Source organism: Promicromonospora noduliphila (assembly GCF_056951025.1).
On the sequence record NZ_CM167806.1, the window covers coordinates 4,848,385 to 4,875,224 of the forward strand.

Below are 26,840 nucleotides of genomic sequence, written 5' to 3' on the forward strand. Positions count from 1 at the left end.
GGGTGGTCGGCAGAATGTCAGGTGGTCGGCATTCCGAGGTACCGATCACCTGACATTCTGCCGACCACCGCCAAGAGGAGCGGGCCCTCACCGCGTCGCCCGGTAGATTTCGCGCACCACGTCCTCGATGTCCGGCTCCTCGATCGACAGGTCCAGCACCTCGACCCGCTCCGAGATCGCCGCGAGCACGCGCGCCGCCGTCGTACGCTGCGGGTCGAAGGCGAGGCGCTGGCGCAGGCCGCCGGAGTCGCTGCGGACGTGCTCCGCCCCGACCAGGTCCACCAGGTCGGGGCTCGCGGTCGCGAGGTCCACCACCAGCTCGCGCCGCGCGCCCACGGTGCGGGCCAGCCCGTCCAGCGTGCCGTCGAACGCGAGCCTGCCGTGGTCCACGACGAGGATCCGGTCGCAGAGCCGCTCGACGTCGCCCATGTCGTGCGTGGTGAGCAGCAGCGTGGTGCCGTGCTCGCGCCGCTGCGCCACGAGGAACTCACGCAGGCGCTGCTTGGACAGCACGTCGAGGCCGATCGTCGGCTCGTCGAGGATCAGCAGCTCCGGCCGGTGCAGCAGCGCGGCCGCGACCTCGGCGCGCATGCGCTGCCCCAGCGAGAGCTGCCGCACGGGCATGCTCAGGAACTCCTCCATCTCCAGCATCTCGACGAGCTCGGCGGTCCTGACGCGCTCGTCGGCCGCGGACAGGGAGTGGATCGCCGCAAGGATCGAGAACGACTCCCGCACCGGCAGGTCCCACCAGAGCTGGGACCGCTGGCCGAAGACCACGCCCACCCGGCGTGCGAGCGCCCGGCGCTGCTTCAGGGGGTGCAGCCCCACCGTGGTCACCGCTCCGCTCGTGGGCACCAGGATGCCGACCAGCATCTTGATGGTGGTCGACTTCCCGGCGCCGTTCGCGCCGATGTAGCCCACGGACTCGCCGGCCTCGACCGTCAGGCTCAGCCCGTCCACGGCGACGTGCCGGGGCCGCCGCAGCCGGTTCCGCCGGTCCGGCCGCCCGGTGAACACGCGGGTCAGGTTCTCGGTCTCGATGACGTTCATCCGCCAGCTCCTCGGTAGTGACGAAGGCCCCAGCGCCAGCACAGCCCGGCCACGACGACGGCCCAGAGCGCCGCGACCGGCGCGCACCAGCCCAGCCAGGTCGGCAGCCCGGCGAGGGCAGGCACGCCGAGCAGGGTCGACACCGGCAGGAAGGCGGCGAAAGCGACCGGGAAGACCGCGCCGAACACGACCAGCAGGCCGCGCGGCCACACGCTCGCGGGCTGCGTGGCCGCGTACCGGCCGCCGTACACGAACGCATTGGTCATCTCGGCGCCGTTGATCAGGAAGAACTGCAGGCCGGCGGCCGTGACGAACTGCGCGGTGAAGATGACGAACCCGCACAGCAGGGCCAGCACCAGCAGCGCGACGGTGCCAACGCTCCAGTCGATGTCGTTGAGCACCAGGCCGACCGTGAGCGACGTCCCGCCCACCAGGCAGCGCCCGATCCGGCGCAGGCTGAGGTCGCTCGTGACGAGCTGCGCCAGCACCGGCTGCGGCCGCAGGAAGAACACGTCGAGCGTCCCCGCGCGCACGTACAGCGGAAGGTGGTCGCAGTGCCCCGCGACCAGGTCGGCCAGGGAGAAGGCCAGGTCGGACAGGCCGAACACCAGCATGATCTGCGCGAGCGTGAACCCGCCGATCTGGTCGGTCGCCGCGTAGAGCACCCAGATCTCGGCGAACTCGATGGTCCCGACGAGCAGCGCGCCGACCAGGTCCATCCGGAAGCTCGCGCGATGGCTCGCCTGCGAGCGCGCCCGGCTCGCGATGACGGCCCGGTAGGCGCGGAGGGCCTCGGCGGCCCTCCCCCTGCGCCGCGCCTCCGGCCCGGCCGGCGGCCGCCGGCGTCCGAGCCTGCGGCTCCGCTCCGGCTCAGCCACCCTGCACCTCCAGCTTGCGGCGTCCGGCCCGCGTCGTCAGGTGTCCGACGGCGAGCACGAGCACCAGCCACACCACCTGGACGCCGAGGTGCTGCCAGGCCGTCGCACCGGTGGCCTGCCCGGCGAGCACGTCGATCGGGAGCTGCATCATCGACGGGAAGGGCGTGAGCAGCGCCACCGTCAGCAGCCAGTCCGGGAACAGGTAGATCGGGGTGTACAGGCCGGCGAACAGCCCGGAGAGCGCCATGTAGAGCACGCTGACGCCGCGGGTCTCCACGAGCCAGAACCCCGACGTGGCCACCGCGTACATGGTGGCGTGCGAGACCGTGATGCCGACCAGGAGGCTGAGCAGGCCGAGCGCGCAGGCGGCCGGGTCGGGCGGCAGGGCCATGGCCGAGACGAGCACGCCGATGACCACGCTCGGCAGCCCGCGCGGCAGCAGGGCGAACAGCCCCTTGCCGACGTCGGTCAGGATGTGCGCCGCCTGGACGCTCACCGGCCGCAGGAACTCGACGGCCACGTCACCCGACTTGATCCGGGTCTGCAGGTCGCTGCCGCCCCACATGTTCACCGACCCGAGCATCCCCTGCCCGAGCCAGACGAACGCCGCCATGGTGGCAGCGGAGTAGCCGGCGAGCTCACCGCCGGAGCTCTCGACGGCCGCGCCCATGATCCCGCCCTTGAGCAGGCCGAACGTCGTGTTCGCGACGAGGCCCGCCAGCGTCGCCAGCGGGTAGGCCGACTGCCCCCGGATACCGGCTACCAGGAACCGCAGGTACGGGTTCCTGGCCGGGGACGGGAGCGAGCGCACAAACGCAAGACCCTACTCGCCGGGCGCCCGCGGCTCACCCTGTTTTCTCACCCGGCTCCTCAGAACTCGCCCTGCCACGTGCAGACGCACGCCTCGTTCCCCTCGGCGTCGGCCAGCACCCACCAGGACGGGGCGAACTCGTCGGTGACGAGCCGCCCGCCCGCTGCGACCACCGCCGCCACGCGCTCCTCGGCCTGGTCGTGCGGCACCCAGACGTCCACGTGGATGCGGCCCCGCTGCTCCCGCCGCTCGTCCGACTGCTGGAACCAGAACGCGGGCAGCCGCCCGTCCGCGTCGAGCAGCCGGTCGGCGGCCGCGTTCCCGCCCTGGTCCGGCTGCGCGTCGTGGCCCAGCAGCGCCTGCCAGAACGGCTGGACCGCCGAGCCGACCACGGCGTCCACCGCTATCGCCACGTCCCGCAGCCCGGTGAGGTCCGCCGCGACGCCGAACACGCGGGCCGCCGCGGAGATCGACCGCGCGAGCCCGAGGTCCCGCTCGGACAGCCCGCCGACGTCGTGCGACCAGGTCCGGACCGTGACGGTCCCGTAGCGCAGGTCGACGTCCGGATGGTGGTTCGCGGACTCGGCCAGCTCGCCGATGCGAGCCACCAGCGCGAGGCCCGTGGCGAACGAGCGGGTGGTGAACCGCGCGAGCGCCGAGTCCCTCAGCACCCGCCAGTCGTCGGTGCCCTCCGCCGCGGTGAACTCGGCAGCCGTGATCGCGTCACTCATGGGTCGCCCTTCTCTCGTCTGCGTCGCGCTCGTCAGCCGGCACGGCCTCCCTGCGCCGTGCGGTCCGGGTCACACACCACCATGGCACGAGACTCCGACACTCGGGAGCCGTCAGCCGCGCCGGAGTCGCGCCACGTCCCGCACCGCTCCCCGGTCGGCCGACGTCGCCAGGGCCGCGTAGGCCTGCAGCGCCGGGGACACGTACCGGTCGCGGGCGACGGGCTGCCACGGCCGCTCCGACGACTCCATCTTGGCGCGCCGCTCGGCCAGCACCTCATCGGGCACGTTGACCCGGATCATGCGCGTGTCGACGTCGATCTCGATCTCGTCGCCGTCCTCGATGAGGCCGATCGTGCCGCCGGCGGCCGCCTCCGGGGAGATGTGCCCGACGGAGATGCCGCTCGACCCACCGGAGAACCGGCCGTCGGTGATCAGCGCGACCTGCTTGCCCAGCCCGCGCCCCTTGATGAACGACGTCGGGTACAGCATCTCCTGCATCCCCGGCCCGCCGGCGGGCCCCTCGTAGCGCACGACGACAACGTGGCCCGGCTTGACCTGCTTGGTCAGGATCTTCTCGACGGCGTCGTCCTGCGACTCGCACACGAGCGCCGTGCCGACGAAGTGGAACACGTCCGGGTCGACGCCGGCCGTCTTGAAGACGGCGCCGTCCTCGGCGAGGTTGCCGCGCAGCACGGCCAGCCCGCCCTCGACTGTGTAGGCGTGCTCGATGTCGCGGATGCAGCCGCTGGCGCCGTCGGTGTCCAGGGACTCCCAGACGTTCGACGTCGAGAACGCCTGCGTGGTGCGCACACCGCCCGGCGCCGCGTGGAACAGGTCGAGCGCCCGGTCGGTGGCCTTGCCGCCGCGGATGTCCCAGTCGTCGAGCCACGCGCGCAGCGTGGGCGTGTGCACGGAGGTGACGTCGTGGTCGAGCAGACCGCCCCGGTCGAGCTCGCCGAGCAGCGCGGGGATGCCGCCGGCCCGGTGCACGTCCTCCATGTGGTAGTCGGGGTGGTTGGGCGCCACCTTGGACAGGCACGGCACCCGGCGGCTGATGTCCTCGATGTCGGCCAGCGTGAAGTCGACCTCGGCCTCCTGGGCGGCGGCCAGGATGTGCAGCACCGTGTTGGTCGAGCCGCCCATGGCCACGTCGAGCGCCATCGCGTTCGAGAACGCCGCCTTGGTGGCGATCCCGCGGGGCGCGGCCGAGTCGTCCTCGTCCTCGTAGTACCGGCGGGCCAGGTCCACGATGGTGCGGCCGGCCTCCAGGAACAGCTCCTTGCGGGCGGCGTGCGTCGCGAGCGTCGAGCCGTTGCCCGGCAGCGACAGGCCCAGCGCCTCGGTGAGGCAGTTCATCGAGTTCGCCGTGAACATGCCGGAGCACGAGCCGCACGTGGGGCAGGCGTTCTCCTCGACCAGGCCGAGCGCCGCGTCGTCGACGTTCTCGTCGGCCGAGTAGTTGATCGCGTTGATGAGGTTCAGCGGCGTCTTCGCGACGCCGTCGGCAACCACCGCCTTGCCGGCCTCCATGGGGCCGCCCGACACGAAGATCACCGGGATGTTCAGCCGCAGCGCGGCGTTGAGCATGCCCGGCGTGATCTTGTCGCAGTTGGAGATGCACACCAGCGCGTCGGCGGTGTGCGCCTGCACCATGTACTCCACCGAGTCGGCGATCAGGTCGCGGCTCGGCAGCGAGTAGAGCATCCCGGCGTGGCCCATCGCGATGCCGTCGTCGACGGCGATGGTGTTGAACTCCTTGGCGACGCCGCCCGCCTCGCGCACGGCCGAGGCCACGAGGTCGCCCATGTCCTTGAGGTGTACGTGCCCCGGCACGAACTGCGTGTACGAGTTCGCGATCGCGATGATCGGCTTCCCGAAGTCCTCCGAACCCATGCCGGTGGCCCGCCAGAGGGCGCGGGCACCGGCCATGTTGCGGCCGTGGGTGGAGGTCCGGGAGCGCAGGGGACGACTCATGACGGTTCAGCTCCTTCGATGCTGGGTGGCCGCACACGATCTGGCCGCACACGATGCGGTCGAGCGGCCTCGTCACGCTACCTCCGGTATCGCCGGACGGACACCAGGAGTCCACAGGGTGACCCTCCGCCGAGCCGGCCCGCCGGTCCGGACGCGCCCCGGGCAGGCAGAGAGTTCCGTGGCGCCCTCTTGACCCGGCCTTGCGCCCTGGGCACACTGGGTCTCGCGGCAGGCCGCCGACGTCGAAAGCGTCGGCCAGCCTGCACCGATGCCGGCTCCCTGAACGCCGCCGCTCAGGGCCCGGACCCAGCACACCTGTATCCGTGCACTGCTACGTACAACGAGGTGCGACATGGCGAAAACGTTTACCAACTCGAAATCGTTTACCACTCGATCCGGGCCCCAGCCACGCGGCCGCCTGCTCCGGACCCTCGCCGGTATCGGCGCCGCGATGGCGCTGCTCGCGGCCGGGATGGTGGCGACCTCCGTCCCCGCCGCGGCGGTGGACCGCAACGAGACCGGCAACCACGGCGGGTACTTCTACTCGTTCTGGACGGACGCCCCGGGAACCGTCTCGATGAACCTCGGGTCGGGCGGCAACTACTCCACCCAGTGGAGCAACACCGGCAACTTCGTGGCCGGCAAGGGCTGGGCCACCGGCGGCCGCCGCAACGTGACCTACTCCGGCACGTTCAACCCGTCCGGGAACGCCTACCTCACGCTCTACGGGTGGACCAGGAGCCCGCTCGTCGAGTACTACGTGGTCGACAACTGGGGCACCTACCGGCCCACCGGCGAGTTCCAGGGCACCGTCACCACCGACGGCGGCACGTACGACATCTACCGGACGATGCGCTACAACGCCCCGTCCATCGAGGGCAACAACTCGACGTTCCCGCAGTACTGGAGCGTCCGCCAGCAGCGGCGCACCGGCGGCACCATCTCGGCGGGCGCGCACTTCGACGCGTGGGCCGCGCGCGGCATGAACCTGGGCAACCACGACTACCAGATCATGGCGACGGAGGGCTACCAGAGCAGCGGCAGCTCCAACATCACGATCGGCACGTCCGGCGGGGGCGGTGGCGGCGGCACCTCGTGCACCGTCAGCGTGACCCGCGGCCAGGAGTGGAGCGACCGGTTCAACGTGAACCTCTCAGTCAGCGGATCCAGCAGCTGGACCACGCGGATCACCCTCACCGGCGGCCAGTCCCTGCAGAACAGCTGGAACGCCAACGTCACCGGCAGCACCGGCACGCTGACCGCCACACCGAACGGGTCGGGCAACAACTTCGGCATCACGCTCTACAAGAACGGCAGCAACGCCCTGCCGACGGCCACGTGCTCCTGACGCACCGGCCCAGCTAGCCGGGACGGGATGCGGCGGCGGCACCGCATCCCGTCCCTTCGCGCCCGGCGTTGCTTCGCACCGAGGCATTGCCTTTCACCCCTACCTGAACCCCCACGATGTGCCGTACCGTCGTACAAGGAACCGCAAAGAAGCGGTGACGGGCGTCCACGCGACGGAGGTGCTCGAATGCGGGTGACAGAAGCATTGCGGCGCAAAGGCAGTTCGGTGGTCACCATCCCCAGGGACCGGAGCGTGCGTGAGCTGCTCGCCCTGCTCGCCCAGCACGGCATCGGTGCGGTCGTGGTGTCCGACGACGGCGTGGGGGTCGACGGGATCGTCAGCGAGCGGGACGTCGTCCGCCGGCTGCACTCGGACGGCGACGAGATCCTCGACGGCACGGTCGAGGCGATCATGACGGCCGCCGTGCACACCTGCGGGCCCGAGGCCACGCTCGACGAGCTGATGCCCGTGATGACGGAGCACCGGGTCCGGCACGTCCCCGTGCTCGTCGACGCCCGGCTGACCGGGATCGTGAGCATCGGCGACGTGGTCAAGCACCGGATCGCCGAGGTGCAGGCCGAGCGCGACCAGCTCACCGACTACATCACGGGCGGCCGGATCGTCTGAGCCGGGCGGCAGCCGGTTGGGCCGTCGCTCGCCGGTTTCGCCGGCCCGCCGTCGATCCGCCGTCGCCCGGCGTCCGGGCTCGGGTGCCGTGCCGGACGACTGCAGGCCGGGCCCCGGGGCCCCCGCGCGGCTCAGTCGCGCAGTGCCCGGTACTCGTCCTCGAGGATGCTCATCACGACGGCGTCGACCCAGGCGTCGCCGTCGCGGTGGACGTCCCGCAGCCGGCCCTCCTCGCGGAAGCCGAGCGACTCGTACAGGGCCTGCGCGCGGGGGTTGATGCTGAGCACGTCCAGGCTCACCCGGTGCAGGCCGGGCCCCGGCTCGCCGCCCGCGCCGTCGAACGCGAACCGCAGGACCTCCAGGATGGCCTCCCGGCCGTACCCGCGGCCCCGGTAGTTCGGCAGGAGCTGGAGCCGCAGGTTCGCCGAGCGGACGTCCTCGTCGATGTCGTTGAGGACGATCTCGCCGATCATGTCGTCGCTGACCGGCTTGCCCTCCCGCATCGCGGCCGGGCAGATGGCCCAGTCGTAGCGGCCGGGCCGGTCGCTGACCGTGCTCGCCCACTCGTCGATCTGGTCCCGCGTGAAGACGGCAGTGGTCCCCGTCAGCCGGGTGCCCTCCGGGTCCTGGACCGCCTCCCACAGGCGCTCCGCGTCGCGCGCCTCGATGGGCCGCAGCCGCGTCATGTCGCCGTGCAGGTGAGGTCCGCGGGTCACCTGCCTGGCCTCGTGTCTCGCGACGTCACTGCCCAATCCGATCCAGTACCAGCTCCCGGACGCGCTTCGCGTCGGCCTGGCCCTTCGTCGCCTTCATGACCGCGCCGATGATCGCGCCGACCGGCCCCTGGTTGCCGCCGCGAACCTTCTCGACGATGTCGGGCTGGGCCGCCAGCGCCTCGTCGATCGCGGTGAGCAGGGCGCCGTCGTCGGACACGACCTCCAGGCCGCGCGCCACGACGACGGCCTCGGGGTCGCCCTCGCCGGCGAGCACGCCGTCGAGCACCTGGCGGGCGATCTTGTCGTTGATGCGGCCGGACTCGACGAGACCCTGGAGCTCCGCGATCTGCGCCGGGGTGACGGACAGGTCGGCGAGCGTGATCTCGTCCTGCTTGGCCCGGCGGGCCAGCTCGCCCATCCACCACTTGCGCGCACCGGCGGCGCTGGTGCCCGCGGCGATGGTCGCCTCGATGAGGTCGATGGCCCCGGCGTTGACGACGTCGCGCATCTCGGCGTCGGCGTACCCCCACTCCCCCTGGAGCCGACGGCGGCGGGTGACCGGAAGCTCCGGGAGCGCCGCGCGGATCTCCTCGACCCACTCGCGGCTCGGGGCCACGGGCACCAGGTCGGGCTCGGGGAAGTAGCGGTAGTCCTCGGCGTCCGACTTCACGCGGCCCGACGACGTCGTACCGTCCTCCTCGTGGAAGTGGCGCGTCTCCTGGATCACCGGGAGGCCGGCGTCGAGCACACCCGCCTGTCGGGACACCTCGTAGCGGACGGCGCGCTCGATCGAGCGGAACGAGTTCACGTTCTTGGTCTCGGTGCGGGTGCCCAGCGGCGCGTCGGGGCTCGGGCGGAGCGACAGGTTCACGTCGGCGCGCACGTTGCCGCGCTCCATGCGGGCCTCGGAGACGTCGAGCGCGCGGAAGATGTCGCGCAGCGTCTGGACGTAGGCCCGGGCGACCTCGGGGGCACGGTCGCCAGCGCCCTCGATGGGCCGCGTGACGATCTCCACGAGCGGGATGCCCGCGCGGTTGTAGTCGACCAGCGAGTACTCGGCGCCGTGGATGCGGCCGGTCGAGCCACCCACGTGGGTGTTCTTGCCGGCGTCCTCCTCCATGTGCGCGCGCTCGATCTCGACGCGGAACACCGCGCCGTCGTCGAGCTCGACGTCGATCCAGCCGTCGTGGGCGATGGGCTCGTCGTACTGCGAGGTCTGGAAGTTCTTGGGGACGTCCGGGTAGAAGTAGTTCTTCCGGGCGAACCGGCAGCTCTCGGCGATGGTGCAGTTCAGCGCGAGGCCGATCCGGATCGCGTACTCGACGGCCTTGCCGTTGACCACGGGCAGGGCGCCCGGCAGCCCGAGGCTGACCGGCGTCACCTGGGTGTTGGGCTCGCCGCCGAACGCGACCTCGGCCGCGCAGAACATCTTGGTGAGCGTACCGAGCTCCACATGCACCTCGATGCCCAGCACCGGGTCGTAGCGGCGGACGGCGTCCTCGTAGGCGACAAGAGGCGTCGCCGTCGCGGGTGTCTGCACAGTCATCGGGCAAGCTCCGTGGTCTTGAGTTCGGGTGCCTTGTTCAGGAGGGGTCCGCCCCAGCGCGACTCGAGGGCCGCCTCGAGGGCTGCGCCCACGCGGTACAGCCGGTCGTCCGCCTTGGCGGGGGCCAGGATCTGGAAGCCGACCGGCAGGCCGTCGTCGGACAGGCCGTTCGGCAGGGACATGCCGGGGACGCCCGCGAGGTTCGCGGGGATCGTCGCGACGTCGTTGAGGTACATCGCCAGCGGGTCGTCGAGCTTCTCGCCGAACTTGAACGCCGTGGTCGGTGCCGTGGGCGAGACCAGCACGTCGGCCTTGTCGAAGGCAGCGGCGAAGTCGCGCTGGATCAGCGTGCGGACCTTCTGCGCGCTGCCGTAGTACGCGTCGTAGTAACCGGCCGACAGAGCGTAGGTGCCGAGGATGACGCGGCGCTTGACCTCGTCACCGAAGCCCGCGCCACGGGTCGCGCTCATGACGCGCTCCGCGGTGACCGGACCCTCGGCCGGCTCGACCCGCAGGCCGAACCGCATGCCGTCGAACTTGGCCAGGTTGCTGGAGGCCTCGGCGGGCATGATGAGGTAGTAGGCGTCGAGCGCGTAGCCGAAGCTGGGGCACGAGACCTCGACGATCTCGGCGCCGAGCGCGCGCAGCTGCTCCAGGGACTCGTCGAAGCGCGCGGACACGCCGGCCTGGTACCCCTCGCCGGACAGCTCCTTGACGACGCCGACCCGGAGGCCCTTGAGGTCGCCCGTCGCGCCCTGCCGGGCGGCATCGACGACGCCGGGGACCGGCTCGTCGATCGACGTCGAGTCGTGCGGGTCGTGGCCGCCGATCAGATCGTGCAGCAGCGCGGCATCGAGCACCGTGCGGGTCACGGGGCCGGCCTGGTCGAGCGAGGAAGCCATGGCGATGAGGCCGTAGCGCGAGACGCCGCCGTAGGTGGGCTTCACGCCGACCGTGCCGGTGACGGCGCCGGGCTGACGGATCGAGCCACCGGTGTCGGTGCCGATCGCGAGCGGGGCCTCGAAGCCCGCCACGGCGGCGGCGGAGCCACCGCCGGACCCGCCGGGGATCCGGTCGAGGTCCCACGGGTTCTTGGTGTTGCCGAACGCCGAGTGCTCCGTCGAGGAGCCCATCGCGAACTCGTCCATGTTGGTCTTGCCGAGGATCGGCAGGCCTGCGGCCTTGATGCGCTCCACGAGGGTCGCGTCGTACGGCGGGATCCAGCCCTCGAGGATCTTCGATCCCGCGGTGGTGGGCAGACCCTTGGTCACCACGACGTCCTTGACCGCGATCGGCACACCGGCGAGCGGGTGCAGCTCCTCGCCGGCGGCGCGCCTCGCGTCGACGTCGGCGGCGGTCGCCAGCGCCTCCTCGGAGGAGACGTGCAGGAACGCGTGCAGGTCGCCGTCGACGGCGGCGATGCGGTCCAGGTGGGCCTGCGTGGCCTCGACGCTGGAGAGGTCCTTGCTGGTCAGCGAGGACGCGAGTTCGGACGCGCTGAGGCGCGTGATGTCGCTGCTCATGTCGTGGGTTCCCATCACTCTTCGCCGAGGATCTGCGGGACGGCGAACCGTCCGTTCTCCTGCTGCGGGGCACCGGCCAGCACGTCCTGGACCGGCAGAGCGGCCTCGGGCACGTCGTCTCGGAACACGTTCGTCAGCGGGAGGGGGTGGCTCGTTGCGGGCACGTCTGCGGTGGCGACCTCGCTCACGCGAGCGACGGACTCGACGATCACGTCGAGCTCACCGGCGAGGCGATCGAGCTCGTCCGGTCGCAGGTCGATCCGTGCCAGCGCGGCCACGCGCGCAACCTCGTCACGGGAGATGGTGGACATGGCCGCCAGTCTAGTCGCCGGACGGGATTCGATCGCCCGGATTCCCGGCCGTCCGCTGTGAAATCTGTGCAACGCGTGCACCGGTCGGCGTCCTGATCTGGGTAGCACGAAGCCCCCGAGGCCGGATGGCCTCGGGGGCTTCGCTGAATGGGTGTTCGGCGGCGTCCTACTCTCCCACCCCGTCTCCAGGGCAGTACCATCGGCGCTGTGGGGCTGAGCTTCCGGGTTCGGAAAGGGACCGGGCGTTTCCCCCACGCTATGACCACCGTAACCTTGTCAAACCACCAGGCAACCCCCCGTCACAGTCGCACCCGGCACCGGTCGTGCTGGTGCTGGTGTGCACCCCCGGTGACCCGCCTTCGAAGAGGGGGGTGTGGGGGGTGGGGGTTGGTGCCCGTGGCCCGGGAACCGCATAGTGGACGCGAACAGCCAAGAAACGTTCTTTGGGCGTGTTGTTGGGGGTGTTGAAGTTGTTGGCAGGTTAGTACCGGTCAGCTCCACAAGTCGTTGGTCCTTGCTTCCACATCCGGCCTATCAACCCAGTCATCTCCTGGGCGCCTCCCACCCCCGAGGGGGTGTGGAAACCTCATCTTGAAGCAGGCTTCCCGCTTAGATGCTTTCAGCGGTTATCCCTTCCGAACGTAGCCAACCAGCCATGCTCCTGGCGGAACAACTGGCACACCAGAGGTTCGTCCGTCCCGGTCCTCTCGTACTAGGGACAGCCCTTCTCAAGTTTCCTGCGCGCGCAGCGGATAGGGACCGAACTGTCTCACGACGTTCTAAACCCAGCTCGCGTACCGCTTTAATGGGCGAACAGCCCAACCCTTGGGACCTACTCCAGCCCCAGGATGCGACGAGCCGACATCGAGGTGCCAAACCATGCCGTCGATATGGACTCTTGGGCAAGATCAGCCTGTTATCCCCGGGGTACCTTTTATCCGTTGAGCGACCACGCTTCCACAAGCCATGGCCGGATCACTAGTTCCGACTTTCGTCCCTGCTCGACCTGTCGGTCTCACAGTCAAGCTCCCTTGTGCACTTGCACTCGATACCTGATTGCCAACCAGGCTGAGGGAACCTTTGAGCGCCTCCGTTACATTTTAGGAGGCAACCGCCCCAGTTAAACTACCCACCAGGCACTGTCCCTGAACCAGATCATGGTCCGAGGTTAGACATCCGAAGCGATCAGAGTGGTATTTCAACAACGACTCCACCCGTGCTGGCGCCCGAGCTTCATAGTCTCCCACCTATCCTACACAAACCGCACCGAACACCAATACCAAGCTATAGTAAAGGTCCCGGGGTCTTTCCGTCCTGCTGCGCGTAACGAGCATCTTTACTCGTAGTGCAATTTCGCCGAGTTCGCGGTTGAGACAGCGGAGAAGTCGTTACGCCATTCGTGCAGGTCGGAACTTACCCGACAAGGAATTTCGCTACCTTAGGATGGTTATAGTTACCACCGCCGTTTACTGGGGCTTAAATTCTGAGCTTCACCCAAGGGTTGACTCGTCCTCTTAACCTTCCAGCACCGGGCAGGCGTCAGTCCGTATACATCGTCTTGCGACTTCGCACGGACCTGTGTTTTTAGTAAACAGTCGCTTCTCCCTGGTCTCTGCGGCCCACCCCGCCTTCACCCGCAAAAGGGGTTGGACGGTTCAGGCCCCCCTTCTCCCGAAGTTACGGGGGCATTTTGCCGAGTTCCTTAACCACGATTCGCTCGATCGCCTTAGTATTCTCTACCTGACCACCTGAGTCGGTTTAGGGTACGGGCGGCTAGTCCCTCGCGTCGAGGCTTTTCTAGGCAGCATAGGATCACCAGATTCCCGCTACTGCGGTCACTATCAGCTCTCACCCTGTATGACACCCGGATTTGCCTAGGTGTCGGGCTACGACCTTGGACGTGGACAACCATCGCCACGCCTGGCTACCTTCCTGCGTCACCCCTGTTAACACGCTTACCTACTACCGGATCAGGTCCCACGCCTCCCCAACGGTCCGGTCCGAAGACCAGTGTGCTGGTTTGGGGTGGTTAGTATCACCGGGCTCGGTATGGGCGGTACTTCGCCGGTAGGAGAATATCAACTCCTTGTCCATCGACTACGCCTGTCGGCCTCGCCTTAGGTCCCGACTTACCCAGGGCGGATGAACCTGGCCCTGGAACCCTTGGTCATTCGGCGGACGGGATTCACACCCGTCATTCGCTACTCATGCCTGCATTCTCACTCGCGTAGCCTCCACCACTAGGTCACCCTGCAGCTTCCCTGGCCACGCGACGCTCCCCTACCCACCCACACACCTGAACACACACCACAAGGGCGCATGCTGGGCTTGCGATCTAACGCAATGTGAGTGCCACGGCTTCGGCGGTGTGCTTGAGCCCCGCTACATTGTCGGCGCGGAATCACTTGACCAGTGAGCTATTACGCACTCTTTCAAGGGTGGCTGCTTCTAAGCCAACCTCCTGGTTGTCTGTGCAACTCCACATCCTTTCCCACTGAGCACACGCTTAGGGGCCTTAGCCGGTGATCTGGGCTGTTTCCCTCTCGACCACGGAGCTTATCCCCCGCAGTCTCACTGCCACGCTTACGACTTACCGGCATTCGGAGTTTGGCTGACGTCAGTAACCTGGTGAGGCCCATTAGCCATCCAGTAGCTCTACCTCCGGCAAGAAACACGCGACGCTGCACCTAAATGCATTTCGGGGAGAACCAGCTATCACGAAGTTTGATTGGCCTTTCACCCCTAACCACAGGTCATCCCCCAGGTTTTCAACCCTGGTGGGTTCGGTCCTCCACGCCGTCTTACCGGCGCTTCAACCTGCCCATGGCTAGATCACTTCGCTTCGGGTCTAGACCCGGCGACTATAGGCGCCCTGTTCGGACTCGCTTTCGCTACGGATACCCCACACGGGTTAACCTCGCCACCGAGCACTAACTCGCAGGCTCATTCTTCAAAAGGCACGCCATCACCCCCACACCCCAAAGGGCCGAGGCTCTGACGGATTGTAGGCACACGGTTTCAGGTACTATTTCACTCCCCTCCCGGGGTACTTTTCACCTTTCCCTCACGGTACTTGTCCGCTATCGGTCACTAGGTAGTATTTAGGCTTAGCAAGTGGTCTTGCCAGATTCACACGAGATTCCACGGGCCCCGTGCTACTTGGGATCCCCTCCACCAGGCCATGCCATTTCGTCTACGGGACTCCCACCCACTACGGTCCGGTATTCAACCCGGTTCGACTATGACACGACTTTCTCACTGGTCCCAGGACTGTCAGATCCTGGAAGAAGGTCCCACAACCCCGCACACGCAACCCCTGACAGGTATCACACGCGCACGGTTTGGCCTCATCCGCTTTCGCTCGCCACTACTCACGGAATATCTCTTCCTGCCGGTACTGAGATGTTTCACTTCCCGGCGTTCCCCCCACACGCCCTATACATTCAAGCGCGGGTAACCGAACATGACTTCGGCTGGGTTCCCCCATTCGGAGACCCTCGGATCACAGCTCGTCTGCCAACTCCCCGAGGATTATCGCAGGCTACAACGTCCTTCTTCGGCTCCTAGTGCCAAGGCATCCACCCTGTGCCCTCAAAAACTTCAACAACAACAAAACAATCACAGAAACCAAGACAACACACTCACCCGACAACCACACCCACAAGCCACCCCACACAAAAGCAGGACAACCCAAAAACAGGATGCAGTCACACCGGCGAGCGGTCTTGGAAACATTCAAAGATGCTCGCGTCCACTATACAGTTCTCAAGCAACGGACAAACCCACCAGGCATCCCGCACACACCAATCACCGGTCCAGCCGGCTGGTCTGCGTACGACCCAGTGACCCGTATCCTCCAGAAACACTCGACCACTCACACCCCCACCCACCCGTCCGAAGACCATGCGATCCGAAGACCAGGGAGAGCGGGACGCGAGGCGGCCGGTTGCCTCAGGACCCAACAGTGTGCTCAGCAAGCCCCGCCGGCGTCGACCCCCGTGTTCCAACCAGTGACAAGCACCGGCGTACTAGCGTGGGTCACCACCGAAGGTGACTCTTCGTCAATGTTCCACCCATGAGCAACCACCCCAGACACGCACGGCCTGGGCGCGGCCTCTGCCACCACCAGCCCATAAGGCTCGGTAGTGGAGACATGCTCCTTAGAAAGGAGGTGATCCAGCCGCACCTTCCGGTACGGCTACCTTGTTACGACTTAGTCCCAATCGCCAGTCCCACCTTCGACCACTCCCTCCCAAACGGGTTGGGCCGTGAGCTTCGGGTGTTACCAACTTTCGTGACTTGACGGGCGGTGTGTACAAGGCCCGGGAACGTATTCACCGCAGCGTTGCTGATCTGCGATTACTAGCGACTCCGACTTCACGGGGTCGAGTTGCAGACCCCGATCCGAACTGAGACCGGCTTTTTGGGATTCGCTCCACCTCACGGTATCGCAGCCCTCTGTACCGGCCATTGTAGCATGCGTGAAGCCCAAGACATAAGGGGCATGATGATTTGACGTCATCCCCACCTTCCTCCGAGTTGACCCCGGCAGTCTCCCATGAGTCCCCACCATCACGTGCTGGCAACATGAGACAAGGGTTGCGCTCGTTGCGGGACTTAACCCAACATCTCACGACACGAGCTGACGACAACCATGCACCACCTGTGTACGAGTGTCCAAAGAGAACCCCATCTCTGGGGCGTTCCCGTACATGTCAAGCCTTGGTAAGGTTCTTCGCGTTGCATCGAATTAATCCGCATGCTCCGCCGCTTGTGCGGGCCCCCGTCAATTCCTTTGAGTTTTAGCCTTGCGGCCGTACTCCCCAGGCGGGGCACTTAATGCGTTAGCTACGGCACAGAACCAGTGGAACTGGCCCCACACCTAGTGCCCAACGTTTACGGCATGGACTACCAGGGTATCTAATCCTGTTCGCTCCCCATGCTTTCGCTCCTCAGCGTCAGTAACTGCCCAGAGACCTGCCTTCGCCATCGGTGTTCCTCCTGATATCTGCGCATTCCACCGCTACACCAGGAATTCCAGTCTCCCCTACAGCACTCCAGTCTGCCCGTACCCGATGCAAGCCCACAGTTGAGCCATGAGATTTCACACCAGACGCGACAGACCGCCTACGAGCTCTTTACGCCCAATAATTCCGGACAACGCTTGCGCCCTACGTATTACCGCGGCTGCTGGCACGTAGTTAGCCGGCGCTTCTTCTGCAAGTACCCTCAACCCCAAAAAGAGGCCTTGTTCCCTGCTGAAAGAGGTTTACAACCCGAAGGCCGTCATCCCTCACGCGGCGTCGCTGCATCAGGCTTGCGCCCATTGTGCAATATTCCCCACTGCTGCCTCCCGTAGGAGTCTGGGCCGTGTCTCAGTCCCAGTGTGGCCGGTCGCCCTCTCAGGCCGGCTACCCGTCGACGCCTTGGTAGGCCATTACCCCACCAACAAGCTGATAGGCCGCGAGCCCATCCCCCACCGAAAAACTTTCCAATAACCCACCATGCGGCAGATACTGAATATCCGGTATTAGACCCCGTTTCCAAGGCTTATCCCGAAGTAGGGGGCAGGTTGCTCACGTGTTACTCACCCGTTCGCCACTAATCCACGGTGCAAGCACCGCTTCATCGTTCGACTTGCATGTGTTAAGCACGCCGCCAGCGTTCGTCCTGAGCCAGGATCAAACTCTCCGTAAAAGAGAAAAACACCCACACCCCACCCACAACAGGCAAAGGCACGAGCATTCAATGATACCGGCCAGACCACTGACAAAAATCAGTCGCCCAAACCAAACAACTCCCACCAACCCGACCACACCAACCCCATCCAGGGCCAGCAGACCACGCTCGCGGAAGTCAACAAACAATTTGGCATTGACTATCAAGCACACTGTTGAGTTCTCAAACAACCGACACACACCGCCAGAGTTGCAATCTCACCGATCGCACCCTGCCCGGGGCTATTCCAATCTACCAGATTCTTTCGGCTGATCAAATTCGCCTCTGTTCTCCGAACGAGAAGGAATTACGACCTGCCTGCCGAATATGGCTACCCCTCCGAATCCAGGGGTCACAAAACTCCCCGGTCCTACGAAGTGGGTTTCAACCCCGGCGCGGCCACCCTGCCGTCCCCGGCTGGTGTCCGTCTGCCCGTCGGGCTGACTCAGAGAACATTACACACGTTCCCGCGTGCACGCCAACTCAGCGCACGTGGCCTGCCCCACACGATGTTTCCGCAGGTCAGCACGTGCTTGGAGAAGTCGTGGGACAACATCGAACAACACTTGTGACGGGAGCCACGCCGATGGACCGGGGGCTCCCGACTTGCTTGCTCCGACGGTAGTCCCTTGCCAGCTCGCGCACCAGGTTTTTCCGTACGGGTTTCGCTCCTCCGCCGTCACCCGCGTACGTTCGTGCCGTGACACCCGAGCCCACGGCGCCGTCCTCCGCCGGCCCCGACATCTCGACAGCCCGGAGCGCGGCGGAGAGCGAGAACCCCGCGCGTACGGGCGTCGTGCGCAGGGCGGCCGTCCAGGAGGCGGCGGAAGCCGCGTGGCTCGCCGCCCTCACCTTCCCCCTGGCCTGCCCGCCCGGTACGTCGCCGTCCGAGATGGCCGCCCACATCGCGCACGAGCTGACCCCCGCGCACTTCCGCGAGTGGGCCACCAGTGACGAGCACGCCAACGAGCTGAACCGGCGCACCCAGACCTTCTACCGCAAGCACGGCTTCGAGGTGGTCGGCACGCGCACCTACCTCGTCGGCGGCCTGGAGCACGACGGCGTCGTCATGCTCCACGGGCGGCCGTAGGCCCGGCCTCGCCAGCAGAAAGGTGTGGCCGACGCCGCCCGGCGCCGGCCACACCCTCACCCCTCACCCCTCACCCACCAGCTAACTCAGCAGCGCCCGCTCCGCAGCGAGCGGACCTCCACGTACGACCGCTGGGCGTTCCCGAACGAGTCCGCCGGGAAGCCCGGTGCGGGCGTCGTCGCGGCGTTGTCCTGCTCCCAGATGCCGTGCCGCCTGCCCCCGCCGGGGAGCGCCGAGAGGAACTCGGTGTACGGCAGGTCGCCGATCCCGAACTCGACCATGTTGTAGCCCTGCTCGCTCTCCGGGTTCACCTGGCCGTCCTTGAGGTGCAGGAGCGGGTACCGGTGCGGGTTGCGCTTGATGTAGTCCACCGGCTCGAAGCCCGGGTACCGGTGCTGGCCCACGAACGCCCAGTAGACGTCCATCTCGAGGAAGACGCTCCTCGGGTCGGTGTTGTCGTAGAAGACGTCGTAGAGGCGCACCTCCGGGTTGTCGGTGGCGAACCGGAACTCCCCGTCGTGGTTGTGCTGGTAGAACTTCAGCCCGCGAGCCCGCGCCGCCGCCCCGAACCCGTTGAACTGCTCGGCCGCGGCGAGGTACCCGGCGACGGTGTTGTTCCCCGTGGGGGCCTGGGCCGTACCGATGTGCTGCGTGCCAAGGATCTCGGCGATGTCGAGCTCGCGCTCCATGTTGTTCGCGAAGTCCGCGATACCGCGGTGCGAGCCGACGGCGCGCAGGCCGTTGTCGTCGAGCAGCATCCGGATCTCCTCCGGCGTGATGGGCCCGACCTGGCCCTGCGTGTACCCGGCGAACTCGACCTCCGCGTACCCGATGGCCGAGAGGCGCTCGAACACGGCACGGAAGCCGAGCGAGGACACCTTGTCCCGGATCGAGTAGAGCTGGATGCCGATGTTGCCCGGCGGGACGAGCACGCGGCCCCTGCCGGCGGCCGCGGTGGCGCCCGCCGTCGTCGGGGCGAGCGTGGAGGCTGCGGCGCTGCCCGCGAGGGCCGCGCCGGCGAGGGTGGCCGCGCCAACGGCCACGGTGCCGCCGGCCAGCCTCAGGAAGTTCCTGCGGTCGACGTCGGTGCGTGGTTCCATCACTGCTCTCCTTCGGTCCGAGCGGCCCCGGACGGGCCGGCCGAGTTCTGTGCGGCCGCCGGGGGCGTTCCGACGCCCTCGCCGACCATCGTCACCGCGTCGACGTCGAGGTCGCCGAGGGCGGTGATGTAGAGCGTCCCCGTGCGCTCCCGGTCGCGGAACGACAGGTCGACGTCCCGCCAGGTGCGCGCCGTCACGTTGGCCGCGGCGAACGGCTTCGCCGTGGGCGAGCCCCAGCGGAGCTGGAGCCTGCCCTTGCCGCGCACCGTCGCCGTGGCGCTGTCGATGCCGGACAGGCTCACCCGCTCCAGGGCGATCGAGTCGCGCAGGCGGAGGCCGTCCACGTACGCGCCGGCCGAGGCCGCCTCGTCCTGGACCACCTCGGCGCCGACGACGGTCCCGTGCTCGGCCTGCTGCAGCTTGGGGTTCAGGCGCAGCGTCGCCTCGCCCGTGGCGGGCGGCAGGCCGTTGGCCCCGTTGTCGGTGTAGGTGATGACGACGGCGCCGTACAGGTGCGCGTTCGGGCCGTGCTCCGGCGAGTTGGGGTCGGTCGGGAACACGCCGGTGCAGCCGGTGCCCGACACCTCGGGGTGAGCGTGCTGGTCGTGGCCGAGGCCGTAGGACCAGCGGACCCGCTCGCACACCGTCTCCGTGCCGTCCTCGGCGTCCTCGGTGGACACCTCGAAGGCGACCTCGTCGCCCCAGTCGAAGAAGCCGCCGTCGGCCGGGAGGTCGACGACGATCTCCGGTGCCTGGTTGCCGACGCTGATCGACGTCGAGGTCAGCGTGCGCTTGCCGCTGCCGTCGGTGACCCGCAGGCGCGCGGTGTAGACGCCGAGCTCTGTGTAGGTGTGGGTGACCTCCGGCCCGGTCAGGTCGAAGGTGCCGTCACCGTCGACGTCCCACTCGTAGGTGAGCGGGTCGCCGTCTGGGTCGCTGGACGCCGTCGCGTCGAACGCGACCTCGAGCGGCGCCTCGGACGACGACTCGGGCGTGGCCGTGAAGCTCGCCTGCGGCGCCTTGTTGCCCTCGGCGTAGTCGATCCGGTACAGGCCCGCGTCCGGGTTGGCGCGGAAGAAGCCGTCGCCGTACTCGAGCACGTACAGGGAGCCGTCCGGGCCGAACTCCAGGTCCATCGGGTTGTCGTTGATCGGCATGCCCGCCGCCTGCAGCTCGGCGTTCGGGAAGAAGTTCTCGATCTCGCCGACCTGATGCGTGGACCAGTCCACGGTGAACGCCGCGTAGTAGTCCTGGGAGAACTCGCCGAAGAACGCCTTGCCGTCCCAGACCTCCGGGAACTTGCCCGGCGCCGTGCTGTCCGGGTCGTAGTGGTAGACCGGGCCGCCCATGGGCGCCTGGCCGCTGCCGGAGCCGAAGTTCACGAGCTCGTCGCGCGGCTGCTGCCCCGGCTGGTCGCCGTAGTACACGGTCGCCGCTCGCGACGGCGGCAGGTCGGTCAGGCCCGTGTTCCACCGGGAGTTGTTCTGCGGCGCGGCGCAGTCGAAGAACTCGCGGGGTGTCGCGGTCTCGAAGTTCCACTCGTTGTACGCGGCGTTCGGGCCGTGGCAGTAGGGCCAGCCCGCGTTGTGCGGGTCGTCGAGGCCCACGACGTTCCACTCCACGTAGCCCATCGGCCCGCGGTCGGGGTTCGCCGCAGCGGCATCGGGCCCGTAGTCGCCCCAGGACAGGGAGCTGGTCTCCGGGTCCACCTCGATGCGGAACGGGTTGCGCACGCCCATGACGAAGATCTCGGGGCGGGTGCCCTCCGTTCCCGGGGCGAACAGGTTGCCCTCAGGGATGTCGTAGGTGCTGCCCTCGCCCGGCGGCGCGCCGGCCGGGATCTCGTCCCTGACGTCGATCCGCAGGATCTTGCCCCGCAGGTCGTTCGTGTTGCCCGCGCCGCGACGCGAGTCGAAGCCCGGGTTCATGTTCGGCGCGTCGTTGTTCGGCGCGTAGCCGTTGGCGCCCGGCGTGCTCGCCGGCGTGTTGTCGCCGGTCGACAGGTAGAGGTTGCCCTCGCCGTCGAAGTCGATGTCCGCACCGACGTGGCAGCACTGGCCGCGCTGCACCTCGATGTCGAGGATCGGCTGCTCCGAGGCGGGGTCGAGCGCATTGCCGGTCCACGTGAACCGCGACAGACGGTTCACGCCCACCCACCGGTCCCAGTAGCTCGCGTCCTCGCCGGCGGGCAGCGTGTTGGGCGCGTTGCCCGACGGCGTGTCCGCCTCGCCGTTGCCGTCGGCGTCCCGCGGCGCGTACACGAGGTAGACGTGGCCGGTCGTGGCGAAGTCGGGCGCCAGGGCGATGCCCTGGAGGCCGTCCTCCGAGTTCGCGTACACGTCGAGCGTGTTGACGACCCGCGTGACGCCCGTGGCCGGGTCGGTCAGCCGGACGTCGCCGTTCCGGGCCGTGTGGATCACCCGCTGGTCGGGCAGCACCGCCATGTCCAGCGGCTCCCCGACGTCCTTGGTGAGCAGGATCTTCTCGTAGTTGCCCCAGTCGGTGTCCGCCGCGGCGGCCACACCCTGGCTCTCGTCGTGGTTCTCGTGGGCGGACGCCGTCGGCGTGGCAACGAGTGCCGCCCCGACCAGCGCGGTCGCCGCGAGCGCCGCGAACACCGTCTTTTGCCGCGCCTGGGCGCGAGCCTGGATAGTCTTCATCCGTGATACAGCTCCTCGTCGAGTTGGTCACGCCGGCCGGGCCTCGTTCGCATCCCATTCGTCCGGGGCCCGGTCCTCACACACTGCTGCCGCCGTCGCGGCGCGACGGCGGGTGGCCGTTCGTTCGGGTGGTACCTCCCTGTCAGGCGTGTCGGTCGGCGTACGTCAGCGGGTCGAGAACGCGGCGTCGAACGCCGAGTCGGGCGCGTCGTACGCGTGCGAGCGGACGAACTCGAGTGCTTCGGGCGCGCCGACGAGGCGGTCCATGCCCGCGTCCTCCCACTCGACGGAGATCGGGCCGTCGTAGCCGATCGTGTTGAGCATGCGGAAGGCGTCCTCCCACGGGACGTCGCCGTGCCCGGTCGACACGAAGTCCCAGCCGCGGCGGGGGTCCGCCCAGGGCAGGTGCGACGACATGCGGCCGTTGCGGCCGTTCGTCATGCGCTTCTTCGTGTCCTTGCAGTCCACGTGGTAGATCCGGTCCTTGAAGTCCCAGAGGAAGCTGACCGGGTCCAGGTCCTGCCACACCATGTGGCTGGGGTCCCAGTTGAGGCCGAACGCCTCGCGGTGCCCGATGGCCTCCAGCGTGCGCACGGTGGTCCAGTAGTCGTAGGCGATCTCGCTCGGGTGCACCTCGTGGGCGAACTTGACCCCCACCTCGTCGAACACGTCGAGGATGGGGTTCCAGCGGTCGGCGAAGTCCTGGTAGCCGGCCTCGATCGCGGCGTCGGAGACCGGCGGGAACATCGCGACGTACTTCCAGATCGCGGAGCCGGTGAACCCGATGACCGTCTTCACCCCGAGCTTGGCGGCCAGCCGCGCGGTGTTCTTCATCTCCTCGGCGGCGCGCTGGCGCACGCCCTCCGGGTCGCCGTCGCCCCACACCCGGTCCGACACGATGTCGCGGTGCCGCTGGTCGATCGGGTCGTCGCAGACGGCCTGGCCCTTGAGATGGTTCGAGATCGCCCACACCTTGAGGCCGTGCCGCTCCAGCAGCTCCAGGCGCCCGGCGACGTACTCGTCGTCGTCCCAGCGCCAGGGGTCCAGGTGGTCGCCCCAGCAGGCCAGCTCCAGCCCGTCGTAGCCCCACTTCGAGGCGAGGCTCGCCACCTCCTCCAGCGGCAGGTCGGCCCACTGGCCGGTGAACAGGGTGATCGGTCGTGCCATGGTTTCCTCCGTCGTCGATACCGGGTCCGGTGGTGCGGGGCGGGCCGTCGAGCCCGCCCCGCACCACGCGTATCAGGTGCAGTTCGGCGTGGCCAGCGTCACGATCAGCCTCGCCTCCTGCCTCGGTCCTTCCGTCCAGTCCCCGCGCAGGACCAGCTCGGTCCCGCGTTCGGGCTTGGCGGTCACCAGGTAGCGGCCGGGGGCCAGGTCGGACGCGTCCGCGACCACGCGGCCCGGCTTCCTGCCGTCCCAGGTGGTGATCCGGTAGGACCGGACGCCCTCGACGTCGCGTGGCACGATGGCGCCTCCGGCGTCGCAGGTGGGCTGCACCACGCGGACGGACGGCGACGCCGGGTGGTACGCCACACCGTCCCCGACGAAGTCGATCCAGTTCACGTTGGACTGCCCGGCCGTCTGCACGAAGTAGAGCGTGCCGCTGCCGGCCGGTACGTCGTGGAGCTGGGCCGTGACGTCGGTGTAGACCTGCCAGTCGCCGGTGGCCGGGACGGACACGCTGCCGATCTCCGGGCCGTCGGGCGCGCCCCACCGGATCGAGATCGGGCCGCCGCCGCTCGGCGAGGCCGCGCGCAGTGTGACAGCGTCGATGTTCGTCAGCGAGATCGGCTCGTAGGCCCACCAGTCGTCGGGCTCGATCCAGCCGATGTTCTGGCCGCCGCCCGCGGTGTCGCCGGTGCCCTCACGCCGCACGCCGGGGTCGCCGCCGCTGGTCGAGCCGGCGAGCCGGCCCGTGTCGGTGAAGAACTCGGCCTGGAGGTGCTTGGGCTGCAGCACCTGCAGGTCGTTGGCGGTCAGCGGCACGCCCACCTCGCCGCCGTCGTCGGTGAACGTCGCCTCGAGCGTCCAGAAGATGTTCGCGTCGGCGCCGTGCCCCTCCTCCGCCGCCGTCTGCATGACGCCGGAGCACCCGGTCAGCTCTTCGATGGGATGCGAGTGCGAGTCGTGGCCCAGCGACGTGTACAGGGTGACGTCGGCACAGTCCGTGGTGCCGTCGGGGTCGTCGATCGTCACCTCGTACCGGACGCGGTCGCCCCAGGCGAAGATCCCGCCGTCGTCCGGGACGGTGATGGAGACCGTTGGCGCCTGGTTGCCGACCACGATGGTCACGTTGGCCACGCCCGTGGCGCCGTCGGCGTCCGTCGCGGTGAGCTGGGCCGTGTAGGACCCGTTCTCCGTGTAGGTGTGTGCCGGGTTCGCCTCGGTCGACGTCGTGCCGTCGCCGAAGTCCCAGTGCAGCGAGATGGGGTCGCCCGAGGGATGCCGCGTGCCCTCGGAGGAGAACTGCACGGCCAGCGGGGCGTGGCCGTCGGTGACGTCGGCGGACGCCCGCGCGATCGGCGACGGGTCGCCCTGGGTGTAGGCCACCCGGTAGACGCCGCTGGTGTCGTTGTTGCCGCCGAACCCGCTGCCCCAGTCGATGACGTACAGCGCGCCGTCCGGCCCGAACTCCATGTCCATGGGCCGGTCGAAGCCCGCGGCGGGGTCCAGCGTCCCGGGCAGCACCCGGTTGATGTCGACCAGGTCGTCCCGCTGCTCGCCCGCGAGCTGCAGCGAGTAGACCTTGCCCTGGTTCCACTCGCCGAAGAAGGCCTTGCCGTCCCAGTACGCGGGCCACTGCACGTCGGAGTCGAGCTCGGGGTCGAACTCGTAGACCGGTCCGCCCATCGGCGCGCCGCCGCCCCCGATCTCCGGGAAGTCGGGGTTGCCGCCGTAGCCGTACCAGATCTCCGCCTCGAGTGCGGGCGGGAGCTGGGCCAGGCCCGTGTTGCTGGGTGAGTCGTTGACGACGCCGCCCGCGCAGTCGAACGGCTCGCCGGAGGTGCCGGTGGCGAAGTCGTAGTCGACGTACGCGTTGTTGGCGCCCGTGCAGTACGGCCAGCCGTAGAAGCCCGGCTCGCTCACCACGTTCCACTCGACGGTGCCGGCCGGGCCGCGGGCCGGGTCGGCCGCGCCGGCGTCGGGCCCGTAGTCGGCGACCAGCACGTTGTCGGTCGCCGGGTCGATCCCGATCCGGAACGGGTTGCGGAAGCCCATCGCGTAGATCTCCGGGCGCGTCTGCGCGGTGCCCGGCGCGAACAGGTTGCCCTCGGGGATCGTGTAGGTGCCGTCCGGCTCCGGGTGGATGCGCAGCACCTTGCCCCGCAGGTCGTTCGTGTTGGCCGCGGTGCGCTGCGCGTCGAAGTTCTCCCGGCCCGGCCGCTCGTCGATCGGGGCGTACCCGCTCGACTCGAACGGGTCGGTGTTGTCGCCCGTGACCAGCACGAGGTTGCCCTGCGAGTCGAACTGCATGTCACCGCCGGCGTGGCAGCACCGGTCGCGCTGCGTGGTGACCTTCAGCACGGCCTGCTCGGTCGCGGGGTCGATCGTGCCGGTGGCCGGGTCGTAGGTGAACCGCGAGACCCGGTTGTGCGGCCCGTCGCCGCCCACGTCCTGCGGCGACCAGTACAGGTAGACCCAGTGGTTGGTCGCGAAGTCCGGGTCGAGCACGATGCCCGTCAGGCCGTCCTCGTTCGCGAGCGTCACGTCCAGCGTCATCGCCGTCGTGGTCAGGTTCGTCTCGGACGAGACGAGCTGCACCCGGCCGTCCCGCTCGACGTAGAAGACGGTTCCGTCCGGAGCCACGTCGAGCATCATCGGGTTGGCCGTGTTCTCGTCCAGCGGCACCATCTCGTAGCTCGCGTCCTGCGTGGCGTTGCAGTCCGAGTCGACGACGCCCGCCGCGGTCTGGATGCCGCCGAGCAGGTGCTGCAGGAACGCCGGCTCCGCGTACGACTCGTTGGTGTGCCCGCCGCCGGTGTACCAGGCGCGGCCGCCGTCGTAGGTGTGGCACCAGACGGTCGGGTGGTCGGCGCCCATCGCGCCGCCGCCGGGGTCGTAGCTGTCCTCGTCGAGGCTGGCCAGGACATGGACGTCACCGCGCGGGTTGGTCCGGAAGTTGTACCACTCGTCGTGCCGGTCCCAGCGGTCGGGCAGGTGCGCCGTTGAGGCGTGCGCGTGGTCCTCGACGTCGATCGTCGCGTCCTGGTTCGCCGGGTGGCTGTTGAAGTAGGCGCCCACGAGCTCGCCGTACCAGGGCCAGTCGTACTCGGTGTCGGAGGCCGCATGGATGCCCGCGTACCCGCCGCCGGCCTGGATGTACCGCTCGAACGCCGCCTGCTGGCTGGCGTCCAGCACGTCACCGGTCGTGGACAGGAAGACGACCACCTCGTAGTCGGCGAGGCCCTCGTCGGAGAACACGCTCGCGTCCTCCGTGGCGGTGACCGTGAAGCCGTTCGCCGCGCCGAGCTGCGTGATCGCCTCGATGCCTACCGGGATCGAGCCGTGCCGGAAACCCGCCGTCTTCGAGAAGACGAGGGCATCGAAGGGTTCGGCGGCCGTGGCGGCGGGCGCGAGCGCCGCACCCGCCGTCAGGTCCGACGTGCCGCCTGTGGTGGCGTCCGCCGCCGGTTCGACGGCGGACGCCAGCGCGGCCGGTATGCCAAGTGCGGTGACGGCCGCTGCCGCGACCACCGACCGCAGGACGCGGCGGGTTCGTTGCACGTTTCTCACCTGGGGCTCCTCGTTGAGTCGGG

16 protein-coding genes and 3 rRNA genes are annotated in these 26,840 nt (G+C 68.4%); 3 read left to right on the forward strand and 16 right to left on the reverse strand.

Going from position 1 to position 26,840, the window contains the following annotated elements; genetic code table 11:
- Positions 1–87: 87 nt before the first annotated feature.
- The 5 genes from AC0QU1_RS21265 to ilvD form a co-directional block, all read right to left on the reverse strand.
- The gene (locus AC0QU1_RS21265) at positions 88–1,050 is read right to left on the reverse strand and encodes an ABC transporter ATP-binding protein (protein WP_483572247.1); all 963 of its coding nucleotides are present in this window, start codon (positions 1,048–1,050) and stop codon (positions 88–90) included.
- The gene (locus tag AC0QU1_RS21270; protein ID WP_483572249.1) at positions 1,047–1,928 is read right to left on the reverse strand and encodes an ABC transporter permease; all 882 of its coding nucleotides are present in this window, start codon (positions 1,926–1,928) and stop codon (positions 1,047–1,049) included. Before AC0QU1_RS21270 ends, AC0QU1_RS21265 begins: the two co-directional genes overlap by 4 nt.
- The gene (locus AC0QU1_RS21275) at positions 1,921–2,739 is read right to left on the reverse strand and encodes an ABC transporter permease (protein WP_483572250.1); all 819 of its coding nucleotides are present in this window, start codon (positions 2,737–2,739) and stop codon (positions 1,921–1,923) included. Before AC0QU1_RS21275 ends, AC0QU1_RS21270 begins: the two co-directional genes overlap by 8 nt.
- Positions 2,740–2,798: 59 nt before the next feature.
- Positions 2,799–3,470, reverse strand: a complete 672-nt coding sequence (locus AC0QU1_RS21280; protein WP_483572252.1) for a 4a-hydroxytetrahydrobiopterin dehydratase — start codon at positions 3,468–3,470, stop codon at positions 2,799–2,801.
- Positions 3,471–3,581: 111 nt separating this feature from the next.
- Complete coding sequence (gene ilvD / locus AC0QU1_RS21285; RefSeq protein WP_483572254.1) at positions 3,582–5,444, reverse strand: dihydroxy-acid dehydratase; 1,863 nt, start codon at positions 5,442–5,444, stop codon at positions 3,582–3,584.
- Positions 5,445–5,895: 451 nt separating this feature from the next.
- Between ilvD and AC0QU1_RS21290 the strand changes: the two genes are divergently transcribed.
- A complete protein-coding gene (locus AC0QU1_RS21290; RefSeq protein ID WP_483572256.1) occupies positions 5,896–6,792 on the forward strand; it encodes a glycoside hydrolase family 11 protein in 897 nt (298 codons plus the stop codon).
- Positions 6,793–6,978: 186 nt separating this feature from the next.
- Positions 6,979–7,419 carry a CBS domain-containing protein gene (locus AC0QU1_RS21295; RefSeq protein ID WP_483616310.1) on the forward strand — a complete coding sequence of 147 codons (441 nt, stop codon included), beginning with the start codon at positions 6,979–6,981 and terminating at the stop codon, positions 7,417–7,419.
- A gap of 131 nt (positions 7,420–7,550) precedes the next feature.
- Here AC0QU1_RS21295 and AC0QU1_RS21300 read toward each other — a convergent pair whose 3' ends face one another.
- The 7 genes from AC0QU1_RS21300 to AC0QU1_RS21330 all read right to left on the reverse strand — a co-directional run bounded on the left by AC0QU1_RS21300 (position 7,551) and on the right by AC0QU1_RS21330 (position 17,212).
- Positions 7,551–8,135 (reverse strand): GNAT family N-acetyltransferase, encoded by a 585-nt coding sequence (locus tag AC0QU1_RS21300; RefSeq protein WP_483572259.1) that lies wholly within the window; start codon positions 8,133–8,135, stop codon positions 7,551–7,553.
- 25 nt (positions 8,136–8,160) lie between these two features.
- Positions 8,161–9,681 (reverse strand): Asp-tRNA(Asn)/Glu-tRNA(Gln) amidotransferase subunit GatB, encoded by a 1,521-nt coding sequence (gene gatB, locus AC0QU1_RS21305; RefSeq protein ID WP_483572261.1) that lies wholly within the window; start codon positions 9,679–9,681, stop codon positions 8,161–8,163.
- The gene (gene gatA, locus AC0QU1_RS21310; RefSeq protein ID WP_483572263.1) at positions 9,678–11,204 is read right to left on the reverse strand and encodes an Asp-tRNA(Asn)/Glu-tRNA(Gln) amidotransferase subunit GatA; all 1,527 of its coding nucleotides are present in this window, start codon (positions 11,202–11,204) and stop codon (positions 9,678–9,680) included. Before gatA ends, gatB begins: the two co-directional genes overlap by 4 nt.
- Before the next feature lie 14 nt (positions 11,205–11,218).
- The gene (gene gatC / locus AC0QU1_RS21315; protein ID WP_483572265.1) at positions 11,219–11,515 is read right to left on the reverse strand and encodes an Asp-tRNA(Asn)/Glu-tRNA(Gln) amidotransferase subunit GatC; all 297 of its coding nucleotides are present in this window, start codon (positions 11,513–11,515) and stop codon (positions 11,219–11,221) included.
- A 153-nt stretch (positions 11,516–11,668) separates the two neighbouring features.
- Positions 11,669–11,785 (reverse strand): 5S ribosomal RNA (gene rrf, locus AC0QU1_RS21320).
- 191 nt (positions 11,786–11,976) lie between these two features.
- Positions 11,977–15,120 (reverse strand): 23S ribosomal RNA (locus AC0QU1_RS21325).
- 559 nt (positions 15,121–15,679) lie between these two features.
- Positions 15,680–17,212 (reverse strand): 16S ribosomal RNA (locus AC0QU1_RS21330).
- Together the 16S, 23S and 5S rRNA genes form the textbook arrangement of a ribosomal RNA operon.
- A 721-nt stretch (positions 17,213–17,933) precedes the next feature.
- On the opposite strand from AC0QU1_RS21330, the gene AC0QU1_RS21335 reads away from it, so the two are divergent.
- Positions 17,934–18,323, forward strand: coding sequence for a hypothetical protein (locus AC0QU1_RS21335; protein WP_483572267.1), 390 nt, complete (start codon positions 17,934–17,936; stop codon positions 18,321–18,323).
- 86 nt (positions 18,324–18,409) lie between these two features.
- Here the strand turns inward: AC0QU1_RS21335 and AC0QU1_RS21340 are convergent, their stop codons facing one another.
- From AC0QU1_RS21340 to AC0QU1_RS21355, 4 genes are all read right to left on the reverse strand, one after another.
- On the reverse strand, positions 18,410–19,423 hold the full coding sequence (locus AC0QU1_RS21340) for a sugar phosphate isomerase/epimerase family protein (RefSeq protein ID WP_483572268.1): 1,014 nt from the start codon (positions 19,421–19,423) through the stop codon (positions 18,410–18,412).
- Entirely contained in the window at positions 19,423–22,083 is a 2,661-nt protein-coding gene (locus AC0QU1_RS21345) for a PQQ-dependent sugar dehydrogenase (RefSeq protein WP_483572270.1), read from the reverse strand. The genes AC0QU1_RS21340 and AC0QU1_RS21345 overlap by 1 nt, the downstream gene beginning before the upstream one ends.
- A gap of 165 nt (positions 22,084–22,248) precedes the next feature.
- Positions 22,249–23,250, reverse strand: a complete 1,002-nt coding sequence (locus tag AC0QU1_RS21350) for a sugar phosphate isomerase/epimerase family protein (protein ID WP_483572271.1) — start codon at positions 23,248–23,250, stop codon at positions 22,249–22,251.
- Between the two features lie 72 nt (positions 23,251–23,322).
- Positions 23,323–26,808, reverse strand: a complete 3,486-nt coding sequence (locus tag AC0QU1_RS21355; RefSeq protein ID WP_483572273.1) for a ThuA domain-containing protein — start codon at positions 26,806–26,808, stop codon at positions 23,323–23,325.
- Positions 26,809–26,840: the final 32 nt, after the last annotated feature.